The organism is Pseudomonas sp. PK-RTE-24 (assembly GCF_054052265.1).
This window is the reverse complement of sequence record NZ_CM133224.1, coordinates 5821936-5839980: the sequence shown is the minus strand read 5'-3', so window position 1 is coordinate 5839980 and position 18045 is coordinate 5821936. Positions and strand designations below refer to the sequence as shown.

General features: G+C 59.8%; 15 protein-coding genes. 9 read left to right on the top strand and 6 right to left on the bottom strand.

What is annotated here, in order from left to right; all coding sequences use genetic code 11:
- Nucleotides 1-44: 44 nt before the first annotated feature.
- From ACV8MC_RS26250 to ACV8MC_RS26240, 3 genes are read left to right on the top strand one after another with little or no spacing between them, the layout of a single operon-like run.
- A complete protein-coding gene (locus ACV8MC_RS26250; RefSeq protein WP_457264059.1) occupies nt 45-797 on the top strand; it encodes a 5-oxoprolinase subunit PxpA in 753 nt (250 codons plus the stop codon).
- The gene (gene pxpB / locus ACV8MC_RS26245; protein WP_457264058.1) at nt 794-1498 is read left to right on the top strand and encodes a 5-oxoprolinase subunit PxpB; all 705 of its coding nucleotides are present in this window, start codon (nt 794-796) and stop codon (nt 1496-1498) included. The genes ACV8MC_RS26250 and pxpB overlap by 4 nt, the downstream gene beginning before the upstream one ends.
- A complete protein-coding gene (locus ACV8MC_RS26240; RefSeq protein ID WP_256809410.1) occupies nt 1495-2418 on the top strand; it encodes a 5-oxoprolinase subunit C family protein in 924 nt (307 codons plus the stop codon). The genes pxpB and ACV8MC_RS26240 overlap by 4 nt, the downstream gene beginning before the upstream one ends.
- Nucleotides 2419-2506: 88 nt before the next feature.
- On the opposite strand, the gene ACV8MC_RS26235 is transcribed toward ACV8MC_RS26240, so the two are convergent.
- Nucleotides 2507-3685, bottom strand: a complete 1179-nt coding sequence (locus ACV8MC_RS26235; protein ID WP_016771218.1) for a vWA domain-containing protein — start codon at nt 3683-3685, stop codon at nt 2507-2509.
- A 12-nt stretch (nt 3686-3697) separates the two neighbouring features.
- Nucleotides 3698-4543: an AAA family ATPase gene (locus tag ACV8MC_RS26230; RefSeq protein ID WP_007911294.1), complete on the bottom strand. Its 846-nt coding sequence runs from the start codon at nt 4541-4543 to the stop codon at nt 3698-3700.
- 225 nt (nt 4544-4768) lie between these two features.
- On the opposite strand from ACV8MC_RS26230, the gene ACV8MC_RS26225 reads away from it, so the two are divergent.
- Entirely contained in the window at nt 4769-5266 is a 498-nt protein-coding gene (locus tag ACV8MC_RS26225) for a helix-turn-helix domain-containing protein (protein WP_457264055.1), read from the top strand.
- Here ACV8MC_RS26225 and ACV8MC_RS26220 read toward each other — a convergent pair.
- The gene (locus ACV8MC_RS26220; RefSeq protein ID WP_056783605.1) at nt 5263-6339 is read right to left on the bottom strand and encodes a DUF748 domain-containing protein; all 1077 of its coding nucleotides are present in this window, start codon (nt 6337-6339) and stop codon (nt 5263-5265) included. The genes ACV8MC_RS26225 and ACV8MC_RS26220 overlap by 4 nt on opposite strands.
- A 141-nt stretch (nt 6340-6480) precedes the next feature.
- Between ACV8MC_RS26220 and cysK the strand changes: the two genes are divergently transcribed.
- Complete coding sequence (gene cysK, locus ACV8MC_RS26215; protein WP_095180659.1) at nt 6481-7455, top strand: cysteine synthase A; 975 nt, start codon at nt 6481-6483, stop codon at nt 7453-7455.
- A gap of 184 nt (nt 7456-7639) precedes the next feature.
- Nucleotides 7640-8578: an aspartyl/asparaginyl beta-hydroxylase domain-containing protein gene (locus tag ACV8MC_RS26210; protein ID WP_457264053.1), complete on the top strand. Its 939-nt coding sequence runs from the start codon at nt 7640-7642 to the stop codon at nt 8576-8578.
- Between the two features lie 46 nt (nt 8579-8624).
- On the opposite strand, the gene ACV8MC_RS26205 is transcribed toward ACV8MC_RS26210, so the two are convergent.
- A complete protein-coding gene (locus tag ACV8MC_RS26205) occupies nt 8625-8801 on the bottom strand; it encodes a hypothetical protein (RefSeq protein ID WP_191622380.1) in 177 nt (58 codons plus the stop codon).
- A 43-nt stretch (nt 8802-8844) separates the two neighbouring features.
- A complete protein-coding gene (locus tag ACV8MC_RS26200) occupies nt 8845-9381 on the bottom strand; it encodes a hypothetical protein (RefSeq protein ID WP_056783608.1) in 537 nt (178 codons plus the stop codon).
- Between the two features lie 447 nt (nt 9382-9828).
- On the opposite strand from ACV8MC_RS26200, the gene ACV8MC_RS26195 reads away from it, so the two are divergent.
- Nucleotides 9829-10692, top strand: a complete 864-nt coding sequence (locus ACV8MC_RS26195) for a DMT family transporter (protein WP_406228503.1) — start codon at nt 9829-9831, stop codon at nt 10690-10692.
- Nucleotides 10693-10805: 113 nt separating this feature from the next.
- Here ACV8MC_RS26195 and ACV8MC_RS26190 read toward each other — a convergent pair whose 3' ends face one another.
- Nucleotides 10806-11714 carry a DMT family transporter gene (locus tag ACV8MC_RS26190; RefSeq protein ID WP_056783615.1) on the bottom strand — a complete coding sequence of 303 codons (909 nt, stop codon included), beginning with the start codon at nt 11712-11714 and terminating at the stop codon, nt 10806-10808.
- 214 nt (nt 11715-11928) lie between these two features.
- Here ACV8MC_RS26190 and aceK point away from each other — a divergent pair, with 214 nt between their 5' ends.
- Together aceK and hrpA are read left to right on the top strand one after the other, a co-directional pair.
- Complete coding sequence (gene aceK, locus ACV8MC_RS26185) at nt 11929-13650, top strand: bifunctional isocitrate dehydrogenase kinase/phosphatase (RefSeq protein WP_056783617.1); 1722 nt, start codon at nt 11929-11931, stop codon at nt 13648-13650.
- 273 nt (nt 13651-13923) lie between these two features.
- Nucleotides 13924-17835, top strand: coding sequence for an ATP-dependent RNA helicase HrpA (hrpA, locus tag ACV8MC_RS26180; RefSeq protein WP_457264050.1), 3912 nt, complete (start codon nt 13924-13926; stop codon nt 17833-17835).
- The last annotated feature ends 210 nt before the right edge of the window (nt 17836-18045 follow it).

Sequence of the window (18045 nt, the reverse complement as noted above, 5' to 3'; positions counted from 1 at the left end):
GTCTCCTACAGATAAAAAGACCAGCAGCTACAGGAGTGTTCACCGTGAGCCGCCTGCTATTGAATTGCGACATTGGCGAGAGCTTCGGCAGCTGGACCATGGGTCTGGACGCCGAAGTCATGCCCTTCATCGATTGCGCCAACGTTGCCTGTGGTTTCCATGCTGGCGACCCGAGCATCATGCGCAAAACCGTGGCGCTGGCGCTCAAGCACGGCGTGCAGATTGGCGCGCACCCGGCCTATCAGGATCTGGTCGGATTCGGCCGACGTTCCATGGCCTATTCCGCGCAAGAGCTGCAAGACATCCTGCATTACCAGATCGGTGCCCTCGACGGCATCTGCAAGGCGCAGGGCGGGCGCGTGAGCTACGTCAAACCCCACGGCGCGATGTACAACGACATGATGGCCAACCCGGCGCAGTTGCGCGCGGTGGTGCAGGCCGTGGCCGCGTATGACCGCAGCTTGCCGCTGATGTTGATGGCGACCCGAGACAACGCTGCGACGCAGCAAATTGGCGATGAATACGGCGTAACGCTGTGGTTTGAAGCGTTCGCCGACCGTGCCTATGACAGCGCCGGCCGGCTGGTCTCCCGGCAACTGCCGGGCGCCGTGCATCACGATCCCGAAAAAATCGTCGAGCAAGCGCTGACCATCGCCAATGGCGGCGCGCTCACCGCCAGCGATGGCAGCGCCTTGATCCTGCGCGCCAATACCTTGTGTGTACACGGCGACAACGCCAGTTCCGTGGCCGCCGTGCAGCGCATTCGCCAGGCCTTGCAGCAGTCGAGTGCGTCATGAACCCACGGATTGAAGTGGTGGCGCTCGACTGCCTGATGCTGCGTCTGTTCGATGAAATCGCCGAAGCCAACATGCCGTGGCTGCTCGCCGCCAGCGAGCGTTTGCGCACGGCGTTTGGTGCACAGTTGATCGATCTGGTGCCGTCCTATACGACGTTGATGGTGCATTACGACCTGACGCTGTTGAGTCCTGCTCAGGCGCGTGACTTGATCGCCGAAGCGCTGGTCGATCTGACGCCGAATGCGCGCCGTGCCGGGCAGCGCCACGTCTTGCCGGTCTGGTACGACTTGAGTGTCGGCCCGGAACTGAGCCTGTTGGCTGAACGCAGCGGTCTCGCGGTGGAGGAGGTGATTCGTCGCCACAGCGCACGGGAATATCAGGTGTTCGCGTTGGGCTTTGCGCCGGGTTTTGCCTTCATGGGCCTGGTCGAAGAAATGCTCGCCGCGCCGCGCTTGAACACACCGCGCAAGAAAGTCGCCGCTGGCAGCGTCGGTATCGCCGAGCGGCAGACCGCTGCCTATCCGGTGGTCTCGCCCGGTGGCTGGAACCTGATCGGGCGCACCCCGGCGCAACTGTTTGATCGCCATCGCGACGGCTACAGCCTGATGCAACCGGGCGACACGGTGCGCTTCGAAGCCGTCGATCACGCCGAATTCATACGCTTGGGCGGCGATGACACCCCACTGGAGGCGCTGGCATGAGTCGATTGATGATCGAGGCCAGCACGCCGCTGTGCCTGTTGCAGGATGCCGGGCGGTTTGGCGTGCGGCATCTGGGCGTGACCCAGGGCGGCGCGGCGGATTGGTGTTCGATGAGCTGGGCCAATTGGCTGCTCGGCAATGAGCTGGATGCAGCAGTGGTTGAAATCACCCTCGGCGGGTTTGCTGTTGTGGCTGAAGAGGATTGCCTGCTGGCGCTGGCGGGAGCGGATCTCGGCGCGCAGATCGACGGCCAGCCGCTGGCGCCGTGGCGCAGTTTCAAATTGGCGAAAGGCCAGACATTGCGGTTCACGCAGCCTTCGCTCGGCGCCCGGGCGTATCTGGCCGCGCCCTTTGGGTTTACTGCGCCCAAGGTACTGGGCAGCAGTGCCACGGTGGTGCGCGAAGAATTGGGCGGGCTTGATGGCATGGGCCTTCCGCTCGCCAAAGGGGCGGTGCTCGGTTACAGCGGCGAAGCGTTGGCAGTACGGGAAATGCCTTCGGCGCTGCGGCCGGATTTCAAAACGCACGCGCCTTTGGACTTGGTGCTCGGCGCACAGATCGGCCAGTTCAGCGGGCAGAGCCTGTTCGATGTCTTCAACAGCGCCTGGACCATCGACAGTCGCGCCGACCGCATGGGCATCCGCCTGCTCGGCTCGGCGTTGCAATATCAGGGCGCGCCGATGATCTCCGAGGGGATTCCGTTGGGCGCGGTGCAGGTGCCGCCCGATGGCCAACCGATCGTGTTGCTCAATGATCGCCAGACCATTGGCGGATACCCGCGCCTGGGCGCGTTGACGCCGCTGGCGCTGGCACGATTGGCGCAATGTCTGCCGGGAGTGAAGGTGAGATTGCGGCCGGTGGTGCAGGACGTCGCGCACCGCGAGCATGTCGAGTATTTGCAGCGCTTTAAAGATCGCTAAAAGCTTCGCGAGCAGGCTCGCTCCCACAGGTAAAAGCATTCCAATGTGGGAGCGAGCCTGCTCGCGAAGGCGTTCGTCGAGTTAACGATTATTTGGAAAGAAACCGCATCCCTTCTTCAAGCCCGCGCAGCGTCAGCGGATACATCTGATCCTCGATCAGATCGCGGACGATGTTGGTCGACGAGGTATAGCCCCAGGTATCTTTCGGATACGGGTTGATCCAGATGAGCTTCTTGTATTTCTCCATGAAGCGCTGCATCCACACGTAACCCGGCTCTTCGTTCCAGTGCTCGACGCTGCCACCGGCCTGGGTGATTTCGTACGGCGCCATGGCGGCGTCACCGATGAAGATCACTTTGTAGTCGGCGCCGTATTTATGCAGCAGATCCTGGGTCGAGGTGCGTTCGGAAGTGCGGCGCATGTTGTTCTTCCACACTGATTCATAAATGAAGTTGTGGAAGTAGAAATACTCAAGATGCTTGAACTCGGTCTTGCAGGCCGAGAACAATTCCTCGCAGATCTTCACGTGCGCATCCATCGAACCGCCGATGTCGAACAACAGCAGCAGCTTCACCGTGTTGCGCCGTTCCGGGCGCATCTGGATGTTCAGCAGGCCGGCATCCTTGGCGGTGTGGTCGATGGTGCCGTCGATGTCGAGCTCTTCCGCCGCACCCTGACGGGCGAACTTGCGCAGACGACGCAGGGCGACCTTGATGTTGCGCGTGCCCAGTTCCACCGAATCGTCGAGGTTCTTGTACTCGCGCTGATCCCAGACCTTGACCGCTTTGCCCTGACGCTTGCCGGCATCGCCAACGCGGATGCCTTCCGGGTTGAAACCGCCGGAACCGAACGGGCTGGTGCCGCCGGTGCCGATCCATTTGTTGCCGCCGGCGTGACGTTCCTTCTGTTCTTCCAGACGCTTCTTGAATTCCTCGATGAGCTTGTCCAGCCCGCCAAGGGACTGGATCTGCGCGCGTTCTTCGTCGCTCAGCGAACGCTCGAATTCCTTGCGCAGCCAGTCTTCGGGAATCAGCGCCTGCAAGTGATCGTCGAGTTTCTCCAGGCCATTGAAGTAGGCACCGAACGCGCGGTCGAACTTGTCGAAATGGCGCTCGTCCTTCACCAGAATCGCCCGCGACAAGTAATAGAACTCGTCCATGTCGGCGAAGGTCACGCGCTGTTTCAGCGCGTTGATCAGGTCGAGCAGCTCGCGTACCGACACCGGCACCTTGGCTGCACGCATTTCGTTGAACAGGTTGAGCAACATGGCAGCAGCCTCTTAGCGGGTGCCGCGCCGGCTCATGAACGCCAGGCGCTCAAGCAGTTGCACGTCCTGTTCGTTTTTCACCAGTGCGCCTGCCAGCGGCGGAATGGCTTTGGTCGGATCGCGCTCGCGCAGCACCGCTTCGCCGATGTTGTCGGCCATCAGCAGTTTCAGCCAGTCGACCAGCTCGGACGTCGAAGGCTTTTTCTTCAGGCCCGGTACCTTGCGCACGTCGAAGAACACGTCGAGCGCTTCGCTGACCAGGTCCTTTTTGATGTCCGGGTAGTGCACGTCGACGATTTTCTGCAGGGTAGTGCGGTCGGGGAAGGCGATGTAGTGGAAGAAGCAGCGGCGCAGGAAGGCGTCCGGCAGTTCTTTCTCGTTGTTGGAGGTAATGATGATGATCGGGCGCTTCTTGGCCTTGATGGTCTCGTCGATTTCGTAAACGTAGAACTCCATCTTGTCGAGTTCTTGCAACAGGTCATTAGGGAACTCGATGTCGGCCTTGTCGATTTCGTCGATCAGCAGAATCACCCGCTCCTCGGACTCGAAGGCTTCCCAGAGCTTGCCTTTCTTCAAGTAGTTGCGCACGTCGTGGACTTTTTCATTGCCCAGCTGCGAGTCGCGCAAACGGCTGACCGCGTCGTACTCGTACAGACCCTGATGGGCCTTGGTGGTGGACTTGATGTGCCAGGTGATCAGCTTGGCACCGAACGATTCGGCCAGTTGCTCGGCGAGCATGGTCTTGCCGGTGCCCGGTTCACCCTTGACCAGCAGCGGCCGTTCCAGGGTGATGGCGGCGTTGACCGCCAGCTTCAGGTCATCGGTGGCGACGTAGGCCTGGGTGCCTTCGAACTTCATCTGCAAATCCTCGAACGGTAACGCTGACCTTACGGGCAGGGCGGGGCGAATAATCGGATGCCCGACTATAACGCGCACGCCGGTCGACTGTGAACGCAGACGGCTTATTCAGTCTCTGAATGGAGCGTCACATGTTGACTCAGTCTCGGCGGATGGCCAGTATTCCGGTATCGCCGATTTGGCGATAGCCTTTCTTACTCGGTTAGTAAAAAGGGCAGAAAAACGATGTTACCCATGAAACGGCCGCGTCTGCGATCTGCGCACGTCCTGTCGGATTTCAGGTTGGCGCTGACATTTATCAATGGTCAGGAACTGACAGTTGGTTTGGGGATGGATATTCATACTTATCCAGGTCTGCAGCCACTGCTTGATCGCGAAGTCTTTGCGACTGCCGTAGTCGGGGACGAGGGTTGGATCGTTGAATGGGTTGAACCCGACGTACAGATCGGGGCAGACACCTTGTATATGGATGCGCTAGCGCAAAATGCCCAGGATGAGAACACGCGCATTTTTATCGATTGGCGCGCCCGTACCGGACTTTCTCTCAATGATGCGGCCGAAGCGCTCGGTGTGAGCGCTCGCAGCATCAGCCGTTACAGCAATGGGCGTGAAGCAGTGCCACGTTCTTTGGCGTTGGCCTGTCTGGGCTGGAATTCGCTGCAACAGCGTTCATCGATAGCGGCCGAAGACACAGGTCGATATGTCGTCAACCGCAAAACTTAACCCTCATCCGGCTTCGGCCGCTCATATCGCGCATTGAATGCCTGGATGAAGCCATTGCGCAAAATCTGCAAAAACGCTTCAAAGGCGTTGACGTTCTGCTGGTGAACATTGCCGCTGAGTTCGACGCGGGTGGCGAACTGGTTTTTGTTCTGGTTTTTCAGCACGGTCTCGGTGCCGCCGACCAGCGCTTCCCAGATTGAGCGGAACAGGCCTTTGTTCTTGTTTTCGACGTCTTGCTGCCAGTTGAATACGTCGACGTCGCGCAGCAGGGGTTTGATGTAGCCGGTGAGTCGGGCTTTCTCTGCCTTCGCTTCGATAACCACGTCGCCGTGGCCGGCGTTGAAGTCGAACTTGCCGTAGGCGGCGGCGAAGTCGTTCATGCGTTTGAGCTCGATGTCGCGAGCGCGCAGACGGAATTCAAAATCTTCGAAGTTGCTCAGCGGATCGAAGGTGGCGGTGGTTTCCAATGGCGCGTGGCCCAGCAGCAAGGCCTTGCCTTCAAAGCGGGCGTCGCGTTTGCCTTCCTTGTCGACCACATTGGTCAGGTTGTAGATGCTGGCGTTGACGTTGCTGGCATTCATGTTCACCGGCGGCTTGGAATTGAAGTTGCGGAAGGTGATACGGCCGTCGTTGATCTGCACTTCATCGAGGGTGATCGGCAGCAGCTTGCCCAATTGTTCACGCCAGTCGGTGCCCTGACCGGTTTGCGAGTTCTGCTTGTTGGGGCCACCGTCGACGAAGTTGATTTCGGGATTGAGGAATTGCACCTGCGCGACCACGGCGTGGTCGTACCACAGCGAATGCCAGCTCACCGACAGGTCGATCAACGGCGCATCGACGAACGGCACCGGGACCTTGCCGTCGACCTTGACGATTTTCAGGCCGTTGATTTTGTACGCACCACGCCACAGCGCGAGGTCGACGTCGGTGATCTGGCCACGGTAATCGCCCATGTCCGCGAGCTTGTCATTGAGGTAGTCGCGTACCAGATAGGGCAGGGCGAAATGCAGGGCGACCAGCAGCACCACGACACCCGCCAGGGTCCAGAGCGGCCAGCTGTAACGACGTTTCATGCCATTGTTCCTTCAAGAGTGTGGCTTGACGATTCAATGCGATTGACTCCGCGCGTTTGCAGACGTTCGACCCGACTGGACTGTGATCGGCAACGGGCTTACCTTGGAAGGCTGAATTCAACGCTGCATAAGGACCCAGCCATGAGCCGTATTTACGCTGACAACGCCCACTCCATCGGTAATACGCCGCTGGTCCAGATCAACCGCATCGCGCCGCGCGGGGTTACGATTCTGGCCAAGATCGAGGGGCGCAATCCCGGTTACTCGGTCAAATGCCGAATCGGCGCCAACATGATCTGGGACGCCGAAGGCAGCGGCAGACTCAAGCCGGGCATGACCATTGTCGAGCCGACTTCCGGTAACACCGGTATCGGTCTGGCCTTCGTTGCCGCTGCGCGTGGCTACAAGTTGATGCTGACCATGCCGGCATCGATGAGCATCGAGCGCCGCAAGGTTCTTAAAGCCTTGGGCGCGGAACTGGTGTTGACCGAGCCGGCCAAGGGCATGAAGGGCGCCATCGAGAAAGCCGCGGAAATCGTCGCCAGCGATACCGATAAATATTTCATGCCGGCGCAGTTCGATAACCCGGCCAACCCGGCGATTCATGAAAAGACCACCGGCCCGGAAATCTGGAACGACACCGACGGCGCCGTGGATGTGCTGGTGGCTGGCGTAGGTACCGGCGGAACCATTACTGGTGTCTCGCGGTATATCAAGAACACCGCCGGTAAACCGATTCTGTCGGTGGCTGTCGAGCCCGCTTCTTCGCCGGTGATTACGCAGGCGTTGGCCGGCGCCGAGATCAAGCCGAGCCCGCACAAGATTCAGGGCATTGGCGCCGGTTTTGTGCCGAAGAACCTTGATCTGTCGATGGTCGATCGTGTCGAACAGGTGACCGATGAAGAATCCAAGGCCATGGCTCTGCGCCTGATGCAGGAAGAGGGGATTTTGTGCGGCATTTCCTGCGGTGCTGCCATGGCGGTGGCGGTGCGTCTGGCGGAGAAACCAGAGATGCAGGGTAAAACCATCGTCGTGGTGCTGCCGGATTCGGGTGAGCGTTACCTGTCGAGCATGCTGTTCAGTGACCTGTTTACCGAGCAGGAGAACCAGCAGTAAGCCTGTTGATTCAGGTCAGCCGAGGTTCAGGTGCTGCATGTTAATAAAGGCTTTGTTGCGTAATGCTTAACACTGAATCTTGCGTCAGGCGGGTTTTTCCCGGAGCCGGTAGTGTTTATCATGGCCGGCTGCCATGCCGGGTAAAGGGCATTGCGCAGCGTTGTCTTTATTCAAGGAGTTGTTGATGACCGTTTCGTTTGCCGCCAAGGCGTTTGTGCTGTTGCTGTTTCTGGGCAGCACGCTCTATGTGCATTTGCGCGGCAAGGCGCGTTTGCCGGTATTGCGCCAGTTCGTCAACCACTCCGCGCTGTTCGCGCCCTACAACGCGTTGATGTACCTGTTTTCCGCAGTGCCATCCAGACCGTATCTGGATCGCAGCAAGTTTCCGGAACTGAATGTTCTGCGCGACAACTGGGAAACCATCCGCGACGAAGCCATGCACCTGTTCGACGAAGGCTACATTCGCGCTGCCGAAAAGAATAACGATGCCGGTTTCGGTTCGTTTTTCAAGAAAGGCTGGAAGCGTTTCTATCTGAAGTGGTACGACAAACCGTTGCCATCGGCCGAAGCACTGTGCCCGAAAACCGTGGCGCTGGTCAGCGCCATTCCCAACGTCAAGGGCGCGATGTTTGCGCTGCTGCCGGGCGGCAGTCACCTCAACCCGCACCGCGATCCGTTCGCCGGCTCGCTGCGCTATCACCTCGGTTTGTCGACGCCCAACTCCGATGATTGCCGGATCTTCGTCGACGGTCAGGTCTATGCCTGGCGCGACGGCGATGACGTGATGTTCGACGAGACCTACGTGCACTGGGTCAAGAATGAAACTGCTCAGACTCGAGTGATTCTGTTCTGTGACATCGAACGCCCGCTGAGCAACCGCCTGATGACCCGGATCAACCGCTTCATCAGCGGCTGGCTCGGCCGCGCCACCGCGCCGCAGAATCTTGATGACGAACGCGTTGGCGGCATCAACCAGGCTTATGCCTGGAGCAAGAACTTCAGCGACCGTTTCAGCGGCGTGGTCAAGCAGTGGAAGCGCCGCCATCCCAAGGCCTACAGGGTAATGCGCCCGGTGCTGGCGGTGCTGGTGCTGACGTTGCTGGGGTACTGGTTGTTTGGTTGAGGCTGGATCAGACAATAGAAAACCGCTGTTTGGGAGCGGTTTTTCATTAGCGGAAGGAAAAGGACGACCCGGCTAATGCGCCGCTTGGCTCTTCAACGGCTGGATTGACCAGTGCATTCCTGATGCGATGCATCTCGGTTTCAGATAATTCAACAGATGGCTGCTTTTTCTCCATCTTTCTGGATTTGAAGTTTGATGCTTTCTTTTCAACGACAGCTTTCATGGGATCTCCCACGTTGATCACTAAATGAGCAGGTGCTCAGATACTAGACTTGGTCAATACGCTTCACAAGACGGCCCTCAGAGTCGAATTCGAAACCCAGTTGACGGTATAGAGGTATAGCTCCCGAAAGAGGCTCCTGAATTTCGATTTGCTGGCTGCCGATGATACGTGCGAAATGAGTGACGGCAGTCAGGGCGAAGGTCGCTATGCGGCCCTTGAGCGGGTGTTCGTTTGGGTGCCCCTCAAGACGCACAATCTTGACTCTCAGTCGGCTTTGGTTCGGATTGGCGAAACAAAGTCCGCACAGTTCACGATCAAACCAGATTGCCAGATCGAAGCTCATTGGTTCTTTGGCTTTCCATCGGACAATTTCCTCCCAGCAGAAATGCGGATCGAGCCATTGCTCATAAGCTTTCATGGCGGACGCATCAATAGCCTCGAAGCGAACCTTGGAATAATCAACGTCAACAATTGCGCGCGCCTCGAGTTCGCTGTGTAGCTTCGCAAATGTAACTGCCGCCCGCTTCCTCGCCTCCGACCGATAAACCTGATACCGCAAATACGTCCGTTTCCTTGGCATATGATCTCTTGCATTCCATGTCTCCTGACAATCCGTTGCCACGCCAATAACCCTAACCACCCGGCGCCAGACTGTCGCTACCGGCCCTTCGCCCAAGTCATTGCAATCTGTGTCCCGGGCTGGTTATAGTCAGCCCGCCCGAGCCGCTGTGCTCGCGCTTTCATTTCTCCAATAAAGATCAGCATCCATGCCTGCCTCCCTCATCAACGCGGTAGTCGATTCAGCGGTCAACGCTGGCGTCGTGCCGTGCGGGAATCGGCAGTTTGTGCAGATCAGTCATTACCCTCCACCTGTCAGTAGCACGCCGGTGTGCGCAGTCGTTTCGCCGCCGGGCGTTGGTGTGCGGGGTTGATCGGCAGTTTCTGCTGACCCCTGCGCCCGCCAGAACAACCTACTGAATTTCAGCTTCGGCTGAGTTGGCTTCTTGCCTGACTACAGGTGGTATTCATGTTTGTCCTTTCGAAACAATCCGCGCTCGCGGCGACGTCCACGAGCCTGTTCGTTCTGCTGTGGAGCAGCGGGGCGATTTTCTCCAAATGGGGCCTGGCCCATGCTTCGCCCTTTGCCTTTCTGCTGATTCGCTTCGCCATCGCCCTGTGCGGGCTGGTGTTGCTGGCGCCGCTGCTGAAATTGAAGCTGCCCAAGGGCGGCAAACCGATGCTGTTTGCGATCGCCACCGGCGTGGTGCTGTTGGGCGCCTATCAGATCTTTTATCTGCTGGCGCTGGACTGCAAAGTCACGCCGGGGGTGATGGCCACTCTGATGGGCGTTCAGCCGATTCTCACCGTGGTGCTGATGGAGCGCCAGCGTTCGGCGAGCCGCCTGTTCGGCCTGGCGCTGGGTCTGGCCGGGCTGATCATGGTGGTTTATCAAGGGATCGCTCTGGCCGGAATGTCCTGGGCTGGCATGTTGTTCGGTTTGCTGGCGCTGGCGAGCATGACGCTCGGCTCGATCATGCAAAAACGCATCACCGACAATCCGCTCGGTACGCTGCCAGTGCAGTACCTGGCCGGCCTGTCGCTGTGCGCGGTGTTCGTACCGTTCCAGCCGTTTCACTTCGAGCACAGCGCAGGCTTTATTGTCCCGGTGTTATGGATGGGCCTGGTGGTGTCGGTGCTGGCGACGCTGTTGCTGTATCGACTGATCGCGCGGGGCAATCTGGTGAATGTCACCAGCCTGTTCTATCTGGTGCCGGCGGTGACGGCAGTGATGGATTACCTGATTTTCGGTAATCGTCTGGCGGCGTTGAGTGTGCTGGGGATGCTGCTGATCATTGTTGGATTGGTATTTGTGTTCCGTAAAACCGGATAGCCGATAGGCAGGTGGCGCTTGTTGCGCCGCCTTTCGCGAGCAGGCTCGCTCCCACATTGGAATGTATTTTTCTGTGGGAGCGAGCCTGCTCGCGAATATCTGCGGCAGAAAATCTAACGGACTGACACCTTTGCAGGCCTCACCACCGCCGGCTTCAACACCAGCCACAACGCTGCCGCAATCAGCACCCCGCCATAAATGTGCGCCATCGACAACGGCTCATCCAGCAACAACGCCCCCCACAACACGCCGAACGGCGGGATCATGAAGGTCACGGTCATCGATTTTACCGGGCCGATCGAGCTGAGCAGGCGGAAATAGATGATGTAGGCAAACGCCGTGCAACCCAGGCCCAGGCCGAGCAGCGACAGCCAGACATGCCAGCCACCCCAACTGACCGGCGGCGCAGTGATCACGCTGTAGGCGAACAGCGGCAGCAAAAACAACGTCGCCCCGAGCATGCTGCCCAATGCCGACAAACGGCTGTCCAGCCCACCGGCCTGATCCAGCCAGCGCCGCGCGAGGAAACCGGCAAAGCCATAACAAGTGGTCGCCAGCAGGCACGCGACCGCGCCCATCAGCAGTTGCAGGTCGAAGGCCACGGGACCGGCGCGTGTCAGCACGCCGACGCCGAACAGGCCGAGGAACACACCGCCCAGCTTGGCGATCGTCAGTTTCTCGCTGAAGAACAAACCGCCAATCAACACGCCCATCAGCGGCGTGGTTGCATTGAAGATCGCCGAATAGCCGGCCGGCAATACCTGGGCGGCAACCGAATACAGCGTCGCCGGAATCCCCGAGTTGATCACGCCAAGCAGCATCACGGTTTTCAGCTTGCCCTTGAAGTCCCAACTGATGCGCATCAGCCCAAGGATCACCAGCAGCCCGGCAGCCGCGATCGACACGCGAAAGAACCCGGTCGGGATCGTGCCGATCACCGGGGCAATAATGCGCATGAACAGAAAACTCGCGCCCCAGATAGCGGCCAGCGACAACATGCGGAAAATATCGACAGGGCTCACGGCGGGCTCCTTGCTTGATCGGGACGAGAGTGTTGCCGAGCGTCCGGATCATGGCAACCGCTATTCGGGCTTTTAATTCTGCCCCGGGATTTACCTGCCCGAGAAACCCCGTCAACGGTCAGCCCCGTATCGGTTTTGGCAGAAATTGCGCTTTTCCTGCGAGCGCTTCCGTGACTAAGCTCAGACCAACCGAATTCCCGCCGAGGTTTCATTTATGTCGCAGCAATGGCCAGCCACCGAGATCGCCCGGATGATCCTCGCCGGCTTCGACGATTACCGCGAGCATTTCCGCCGCATCACCGATGGCGCGCGGGAGCGCTTCGAACAGGCGCGCTGGCAGGAGGCGCAGGCCGCGTCGGCGGCGCGGATCAGTCTGTATGAGGAAAAGGTCGGCGAAACCGTCGCTCGCCTGCGCGAGTATTTCGACGAAGAGACCCTGATGAACGTCAGCTGCTGGCCGCTGGTGAAAAGCGCCTATATCAGTGTCATCGACCTGCGCTTCGACGATGAGCTGTCCGAAACCTGGTACAACTCGATTTTCTGCGGGCTGTTCAGCCACGACCTGATCAGCGACGGCTGCATGTTCATCCACACCACGCGTCCTAGCCTGCGCCGTGCCCGCGCCGCGCAAACCCGTACGTACAAGCCGCAGGGCCAGTTGTCCGGGATGCTCGCCAGCATCTTCGCCGATTACCGCTTCAGCGAGGATTACGCTGATTTGCCCGGCGACTTGCTGCGGCTCGAAGCGCAATTGCGCGAAAACCTGCCGGACTGGGTGTGCAAGGACCCGGAGCTAAGCGTCGAGCTGTTTTCCTCGGTGCTTTACCGCAACAAGGGCGCGTATCTGGTCGGGCGCATCTACACCCGCGACGAGCAATGGCCGCTGGTGATTCCGTTGTTGCACCGCGAAGGTCGGGGCATTCAGATCGATGCGTTGATCACCGACGAAGCCGATGTGTCGATCATCTTCTCTTTCACCCGTTCGTATTTCATGGTCGATGTCCCGGTGCCGGCGGAGTTCATCGGATTTCTGCGGCGCATCCTGCCGGGCAAGCACATCGCCGAGCTGTACACCTCGATCGGCTTCTACAAGCACGGCAAGTCGGAGTTTTACCGCGCGCTGATCAATCACCTGGCCAACACTGACGACCAGTTCATCATGGCCCCGGGCGTGCGCGGCATGGTCATGAGCGTGTTTACCCTGCCGGGTTTCAACACCGTATTCAAAATAATCAAGGACCGTTTCTCACCGTCGAAGAACGTCGATCGCGCCACGGTGATCGAAAAGTATCGGCTGGTGAAAAGCGTCGATCGGGTCGGGCGTATGGCCGATACCCAGGAGTTTGCCGATTTTCGCTTTCCGCTGAGCAAGTTCGATCCGGCGTGTCTGGAGGAATTGCTAGAGGTGGCGCCGTCGACGGTTTCGGTCGAAGGCGAAACCGTGCTGATCCGCCACTGCTGGACCGAACGCCGGATGACTCCGCTCAACCTGTATCTGGAAAACGCCAACGACGCCCAGGTACGTGAAGCGCTGGAAGATTACGGTCTGGCGATCAAGCAATTGGCGGCGGCAAATATCTTTCCCGGCGACATGCTGTTGAAAAACTTCGGCGTCACCCGTCACGGGCGCGTGGTGTTTTACGATTACGACGAAATCTGTTTCCTGACCGAAGCCAACTTCCGCCACATCCCGGCACCGCGCACGCCGGAGGATGAAATGGCCTCTGAGCCGTGGTACTCGATCGGCCCGCTGGACGTGTTTCCCGAAGAGTTTCCACCGTTCCTGTTTGCCGATGCCGGACAGCGCAAGCTGTTCGATCAGTTGCATGGCGAGTTGTACAACGCCGATTACTGGAAGGGCTTGCAGGAGGCGATTCGGGCGGGGAAGGTCATCGACGTCTTCCCATACCGGCGCAAGGGCCTCGACAACGAGTAGCTCTTTTAAAAGCCCCTCACCCCAGCCCTCTCCCAGAGGGAGAGGGAGCTGACCGAGGTGTCTTGGGTCAAACGCCGACCTGAAAGAGCTCGGCGATTATGGATTCGGCAAAGCTCTTTCAGGTCGATGTACCTTTGAAGCATCCCCCAATCGGTCCCCTCTCCCTTTGGGAGAGGGCTAGGGTGAGGGTCGCAATCCCCCTGACACGCCACAACCCCCCCAAATCTGCGACAATCCGCCCCTGCATAAATAGACGACCGAATTGCCTACCCGATGACCGACGAATCGCCCTCCATCGACAAACTGCTGAAAAACCTCGATCACGCTATGCTCGCCGACCGTCACCGGCTGCGGCGGCAGTTGCTTGAGCTGCGCAAGAAACCCGACGAGGCCAAACTGGCCCAGTGGGTGACGCGCATGCAGGCGTCCTGTGATCAGGTACTGGCGCGTCGCGCGAGCCTGCCGGTGATTCGTTACGACGACAGTTTGCCGATCGCAGCCAAGCGCGGCGAGATCAAAAAGGCCCTCGAACAACATCAGGTGCTGATCATCGCTGGCGAAACCGGCTCGGGTAAAACCACCCAGTTGCCGAAGATCTGTCTGGAAATCGGGCGCGGCCAGCACGGTCTGATCGGCCATACCCAGCCGCGTCGGATCGCCGCGCGCAGTGTCGCCAGCCGTGTCGCCGAAGAGCTCGGCACGCCGCTCGGTGCGCTGGTCGGCTATCAGGTGCGCTTCGAGGATCAGAGCGATGCCAACACCCTGATCAAGCTGATGACCGACGGCATTCTGCTGGCGGAAACCCAGAACGATCGTTATCTGGAACGCTACGACACGATCATCGTCGACGAAGCCCATGAACGCAGCCTCAACATCGATTTCCTCCTCGGTTACCTGAAAACCCTGCTGCCACGCCGTCCCGACCTGAAGGTCATCATCACGTCGGCGACCATCGATCTGGAGCGCTTCTCCAAGCACTTCGATGACGCGCCGATCGTCGAAGTGTCGGGCCGTACTTTTCCTGTGGAAACCTGGTACCGGCCGCTGACCCTGGAGCAGGACGAAGAGGGCAACCGGGTCGAGGATGACCTGACCGTCGATCAGGCGATTCTCGCCACCCTCGACGAAATCGCCGCCTACGAGCGCAGCGAACGACGCAGCCCCGGCGATGTGCTGGTGTTCCTGCCCGGCGAGCGGGAGATTCGCGATGCTGCCGACATGCTGCGCAAGGCCCAGCTCAAGCACACCGAAATCCTGCCGCTGTACGCGCGCCTGTCGCCGGCGGAACAGCAGCGCATTTTCCAGTCGCACCCGGGCCGCCGCGTGGTGCTGGCGACCAACGTCGCTGAGACTTCGCTGACCGTCCCGGGCATTCGCTATGTGATCGACAGCGGCACCGCGCGCATCAGTCGTTACAGCTATCGGGCCAAGGTTCAGCGCTTGCCGATCGAAGCGATTTCCCAGGCCAGCGCCAATCAGCGTAAAGGTCGCTGCGGGCGGGTCGAGCCGGGTATCTGCGTGCGTTTGTACAGCGAAGAGGATTTCCTCGGCCGCCCGGAATTTACCGATCCGGAAATTCTGCGCACCAACCTCGCCGCCGTTATTTTGCAGATGCTCCATCTGCGCCTTGGCGAAATCACCGCGTTCCCGTTTATCGAACCGCCGGACGGCAAGGCGATCAGCGACGGTTTCAACCTGCTGCAAGAACTGTCGGCGGTGGATCGCAACAGCCAGCTGACGCCACTCGGTCGACAATTGGCGCGCTTGCCGGTCGACCCGCGCATGGGCCGCATGCTCCTGGAAGCGGCCAGGCTCGGCAGCTTGCAGGAAGTGCTGATCGTCGCCAGCGCCATGTCGATTCAGGACCCGCGCGAGCGTCCACCGGAGCGTCAGCAAGCGGCGGATCAGGCCCATGCGCAATGGAAGGATCCGGATTCCGACTTCGCCGGGCTGGTCAATCTGTGGCGTGGTTTCGAAGAGCAACGTCAGGCGCTGACCGCCAACCCGCTGCGCAACTGGTGCCGGAAGAATTTCCTCAATTACCTGCGCTTGCGCGAGTGGCGTGATTCTCACCGTCAGTTGAGCCTGATCTGCCGCGACATGCAGCTGAGCCTGAACAAAGAGCCGGCGGATTATCCGAAGCTGCACAAAGCGGTGCTGGTCGGCTTGCTCAGCCAGATTGGCCAGAAAACCGAAGACGGCGATTACCTCGGCGCGCGGCAACGGCGCTTCTGGATTCATCCGTCGTCGGGCATCGGCAAGAAGCGCCCGCAGTGGCTGATGACTGCTGAGCTGGTGGAAACCACCAAACTCTACGCGCGGATGGTTGCCAAGATCGATGCCGACTGGATCGAGCCGCTGGCCGGGCACCTGATCAAGAAGAATCACTTCGAGCCGCATTGGGAGAAGAAGCGCGGCCAGGTCGTCGCCTACGAGCAGATCACCCTGTTCGGCCTGATCGTGGTCGGTCGCCGCCCGGTGCATTACGGCCCGGTCGATCCGGTGGTGTCGCGTGAGCTGTTTATCCGCGAAGGCCTGGTGCGCGGCGAGATTCAGTCGCGGGCCAAGTGCCTGAGCGCCAATCAGAAACTGCTCGAACAGCTCGACGAACTGGAAGCCAAGGCTCGCCGTCGCGACATTCTCGCCGACGAAGAAACCTTGTACGCCTTCTACGATGCGCGTCTGCCGGCGGAGATCCACCAGACTGCGACCTTCGACAGTTGGTACAAGGTCAACAGCCAGAAAGACCCGCAGCTGCTGATCATGCGCGAAGAAGACGTGCTGGCCCGCGAGGCCAGTGAAGTCACCGCCCGTGATTACCCGGACACCCTGCACATCGGCGATCTGGAACTGGCGCTGACCTACCATTTCGAACCCAATCACCCGCGCGACGGCGTGACCTTGCGCGTGCCGGCGCCGCTGCTGCCGATGCTGCCGCCGGAGCGTCTGGAATGGCTGGTGCCGGGCCTGATCGAGGCCAAGTGCATTGCCCTGGTGCGCAACCTGCCGAAAGCCCTGCGCAAGAACTTCGTGCCGGTGCCGGACTTCATCAAGGCCGCGTTGCAGCGTATGACTTTCGCCGAAGGTTCGCTGCCGCAAGCGCTCGGTCGCGAGCTGCTGCGCATGACCGGCGCGCGGGTCAGTGATGAGGCGTGGGAGGAAGCGGCGCAGCAGGTTGAAAGCCACCTGCGCATGAACCTGGAAATTGTCGACGGCGAGGGCAAGTTCCTTGGCGAAGGCCGCGATCTGGCTGAGCTGACCGCACGCTTCGCCGAAGCCAGCCAGGCCGCGCTGGCGGTGCCGCAGAGTGCGAAAAGTCAGCAACCGGTCGAGGCAAAAGTCTTTGCCCCGGTAGCAGAAAAGACCCAGCAGAAGATCGCCGGGCTGTCGATGACGGTGTACCCGGCGCTGGTGGAAGAGGGCGGCGCGGTCAAGGAAGGGCGCTTCTCGACCCCGGCCGAAGCCGAGTTCCAGCATCGTCGGGCCTTGCAGCGTTTGTTGATGCAGCAACTGGCCGAGCCGGCGAAATTCTTGCGGGGCAAGTTGCCGGGGCAGACTGAACTGGGCTTGCTTTATCGTGAGCTGGGCCGGGTCGATGCGCTGGTCGAAGACATTCTGCTGGCCAGCCTTGACAGCTGCATTCTCGAAGGTGAAGACCCGTTGCCCCGCGATGGCGCCGGATTGGCGGCATTGGCCGAACGCAAACGCGGCAACTGGACCGAGCACGCCGAGCGTGTCGCGCGGCTGACGCTGGAAATCCTCAAGATCTGGCACGGTCTGCAAAAACGCTTCAAGGGCAAGATCGATCTGGCGCAAGCGGTGGCATTGAACGACATCAAGCAGCAGATCGGCAATCTGGTCTATCCGGGTTTCGTCCGCGAAACGCCGATGCAGTGGCTCAAAGAGTTGCCGCGTTACCTGAAAGCGGTCGAGCAGCGTTTCGAGAAGCTCGGTGCACAGGTGCAGAAGGACCGCGTCTGGAGTGGCGAACTCGCTGGCCTGTGGGCGCAATACCAGACCCGCGCGGCCAAGCATGCGCAGGAAGGCAAGCGTGATCCGCAGCTGGAGTTGTACCGCTGGTGGCTGGAGGAATACCGCGTGTCGTTGTTTGCTCAGCAGTTGGGGACGAAAGTGCCGATCTCCGACAAGCGCCTGAGCAAACAGTGGAGCCAGGTCGAGCCCTGACCTGCAGCCAAACACAATCCCCCTGTGAAAGCGGGCTTTGTGGCGAGGGGATTTATCCCCGTTGGGTGGCGAAGCCGCCCCAAGACCTACGCCTCGGTTCATCAGATACCGAGCGTGGTGGGTTGGCGACTGCTTCGCAGTCGAACGGGGATAAATCCCCTCGCCACAGAGTTGAGTTCATGGAGTGAATGGCAGTTGTGCTTGAGAACG

Bases quoted from the DNA above. Each gene is read 5' to 3' on its own strand.
- cysK (WP_095180659.1), top strand. From the start codon at position 6,481: ATGAGCCGTATTTACGCTGACAACGCCCACTCCATCGGTAATACGCCG.
- ACV8MC_RS26230 (WP_007911294.1), bottom strand. From the start codon at position 4,543: ATGAAGTTCGAAGGCACCCAGGCCTACGTCGCCACCGATGACCTGAAG.
- ACV8MC_RS26220 (WP_056783605.1), bottom strand. From the start codon at position 6,339: ATGAAACGTCGTTACAGCTGGCCGCTCTGGACCCTGGCGGGTGTCGTG.
- ACV8MC_RS26205 (WP_191622380.1), bottom strand. From the start codon at position 8,801: ATGAAAGCTGTCGTTGAAAAGAAAGCATCAAACTTCAAATCCAGAAAG.
- ACV8MC_RS26225 (WP_457264055.1), top strand. From the start codon at position 4,769: ATGTTACCCATGAAACGGCCGCGTCTGCGATCTGCGCACGTCCTGTCG.
- hrpA (WP_457264050.1), top strand. From the start codon at position 13,924: ATGACCGACGAATCGCCCTCCATCGACAAACTGCTGAAAAACCTCGAT.
- ACV8MC_RS26235 (WP_016771218.1), bottom strand. From the start codon at position 3,685: ATGTTGCTCAACCTGTTCAACGAAATGCGTGCAGCCAAGGTGCCGGTG.
- aceK (WP_056783617.1), top strand. From the start codon at position 11,929: ATGTCGCAGCAATGGCCAGCCACCGAGATCGCCCGGATGATCCTCGCC.
- ACV8MC_RS26195 (WP_406228503.1), top strand. From the start codon at position 9,829: ATGTTTGTCCTTTCGAAACAATCCGCGCTCGCGGCGACGTCCACGAGC.
- ACV8MC_RS26210 (WP_457264053.1), top strand. From the start codon at position 7,640: ATGACCGTTTCGTTTGCCGCCAAGGCGTTTGTGCTGTTGCTGTTTCTG.
- ACV8MC_RS26240 (WP_256809410.1), top strand. From the start codon at position 1,495: ATGAGTCGATTGATGATCGAGGCCAGCACGCCGCTGTGCCTGTTGCAG.
- ACV8MC_RS26200 (WP_056783608.1), bottom strand. From the start codon at position 9,381: ATGCCAAGGAAACGGACGTATTTGCGGTATCAGGTTTATCGGTCGGAG.
- pxpB (WP_457264058.1), top strand. From the start codon at position 794: ATGAACCCACGGATTGAAGTGGTGGCGCTCGACTGCCTGATGCTGCGT.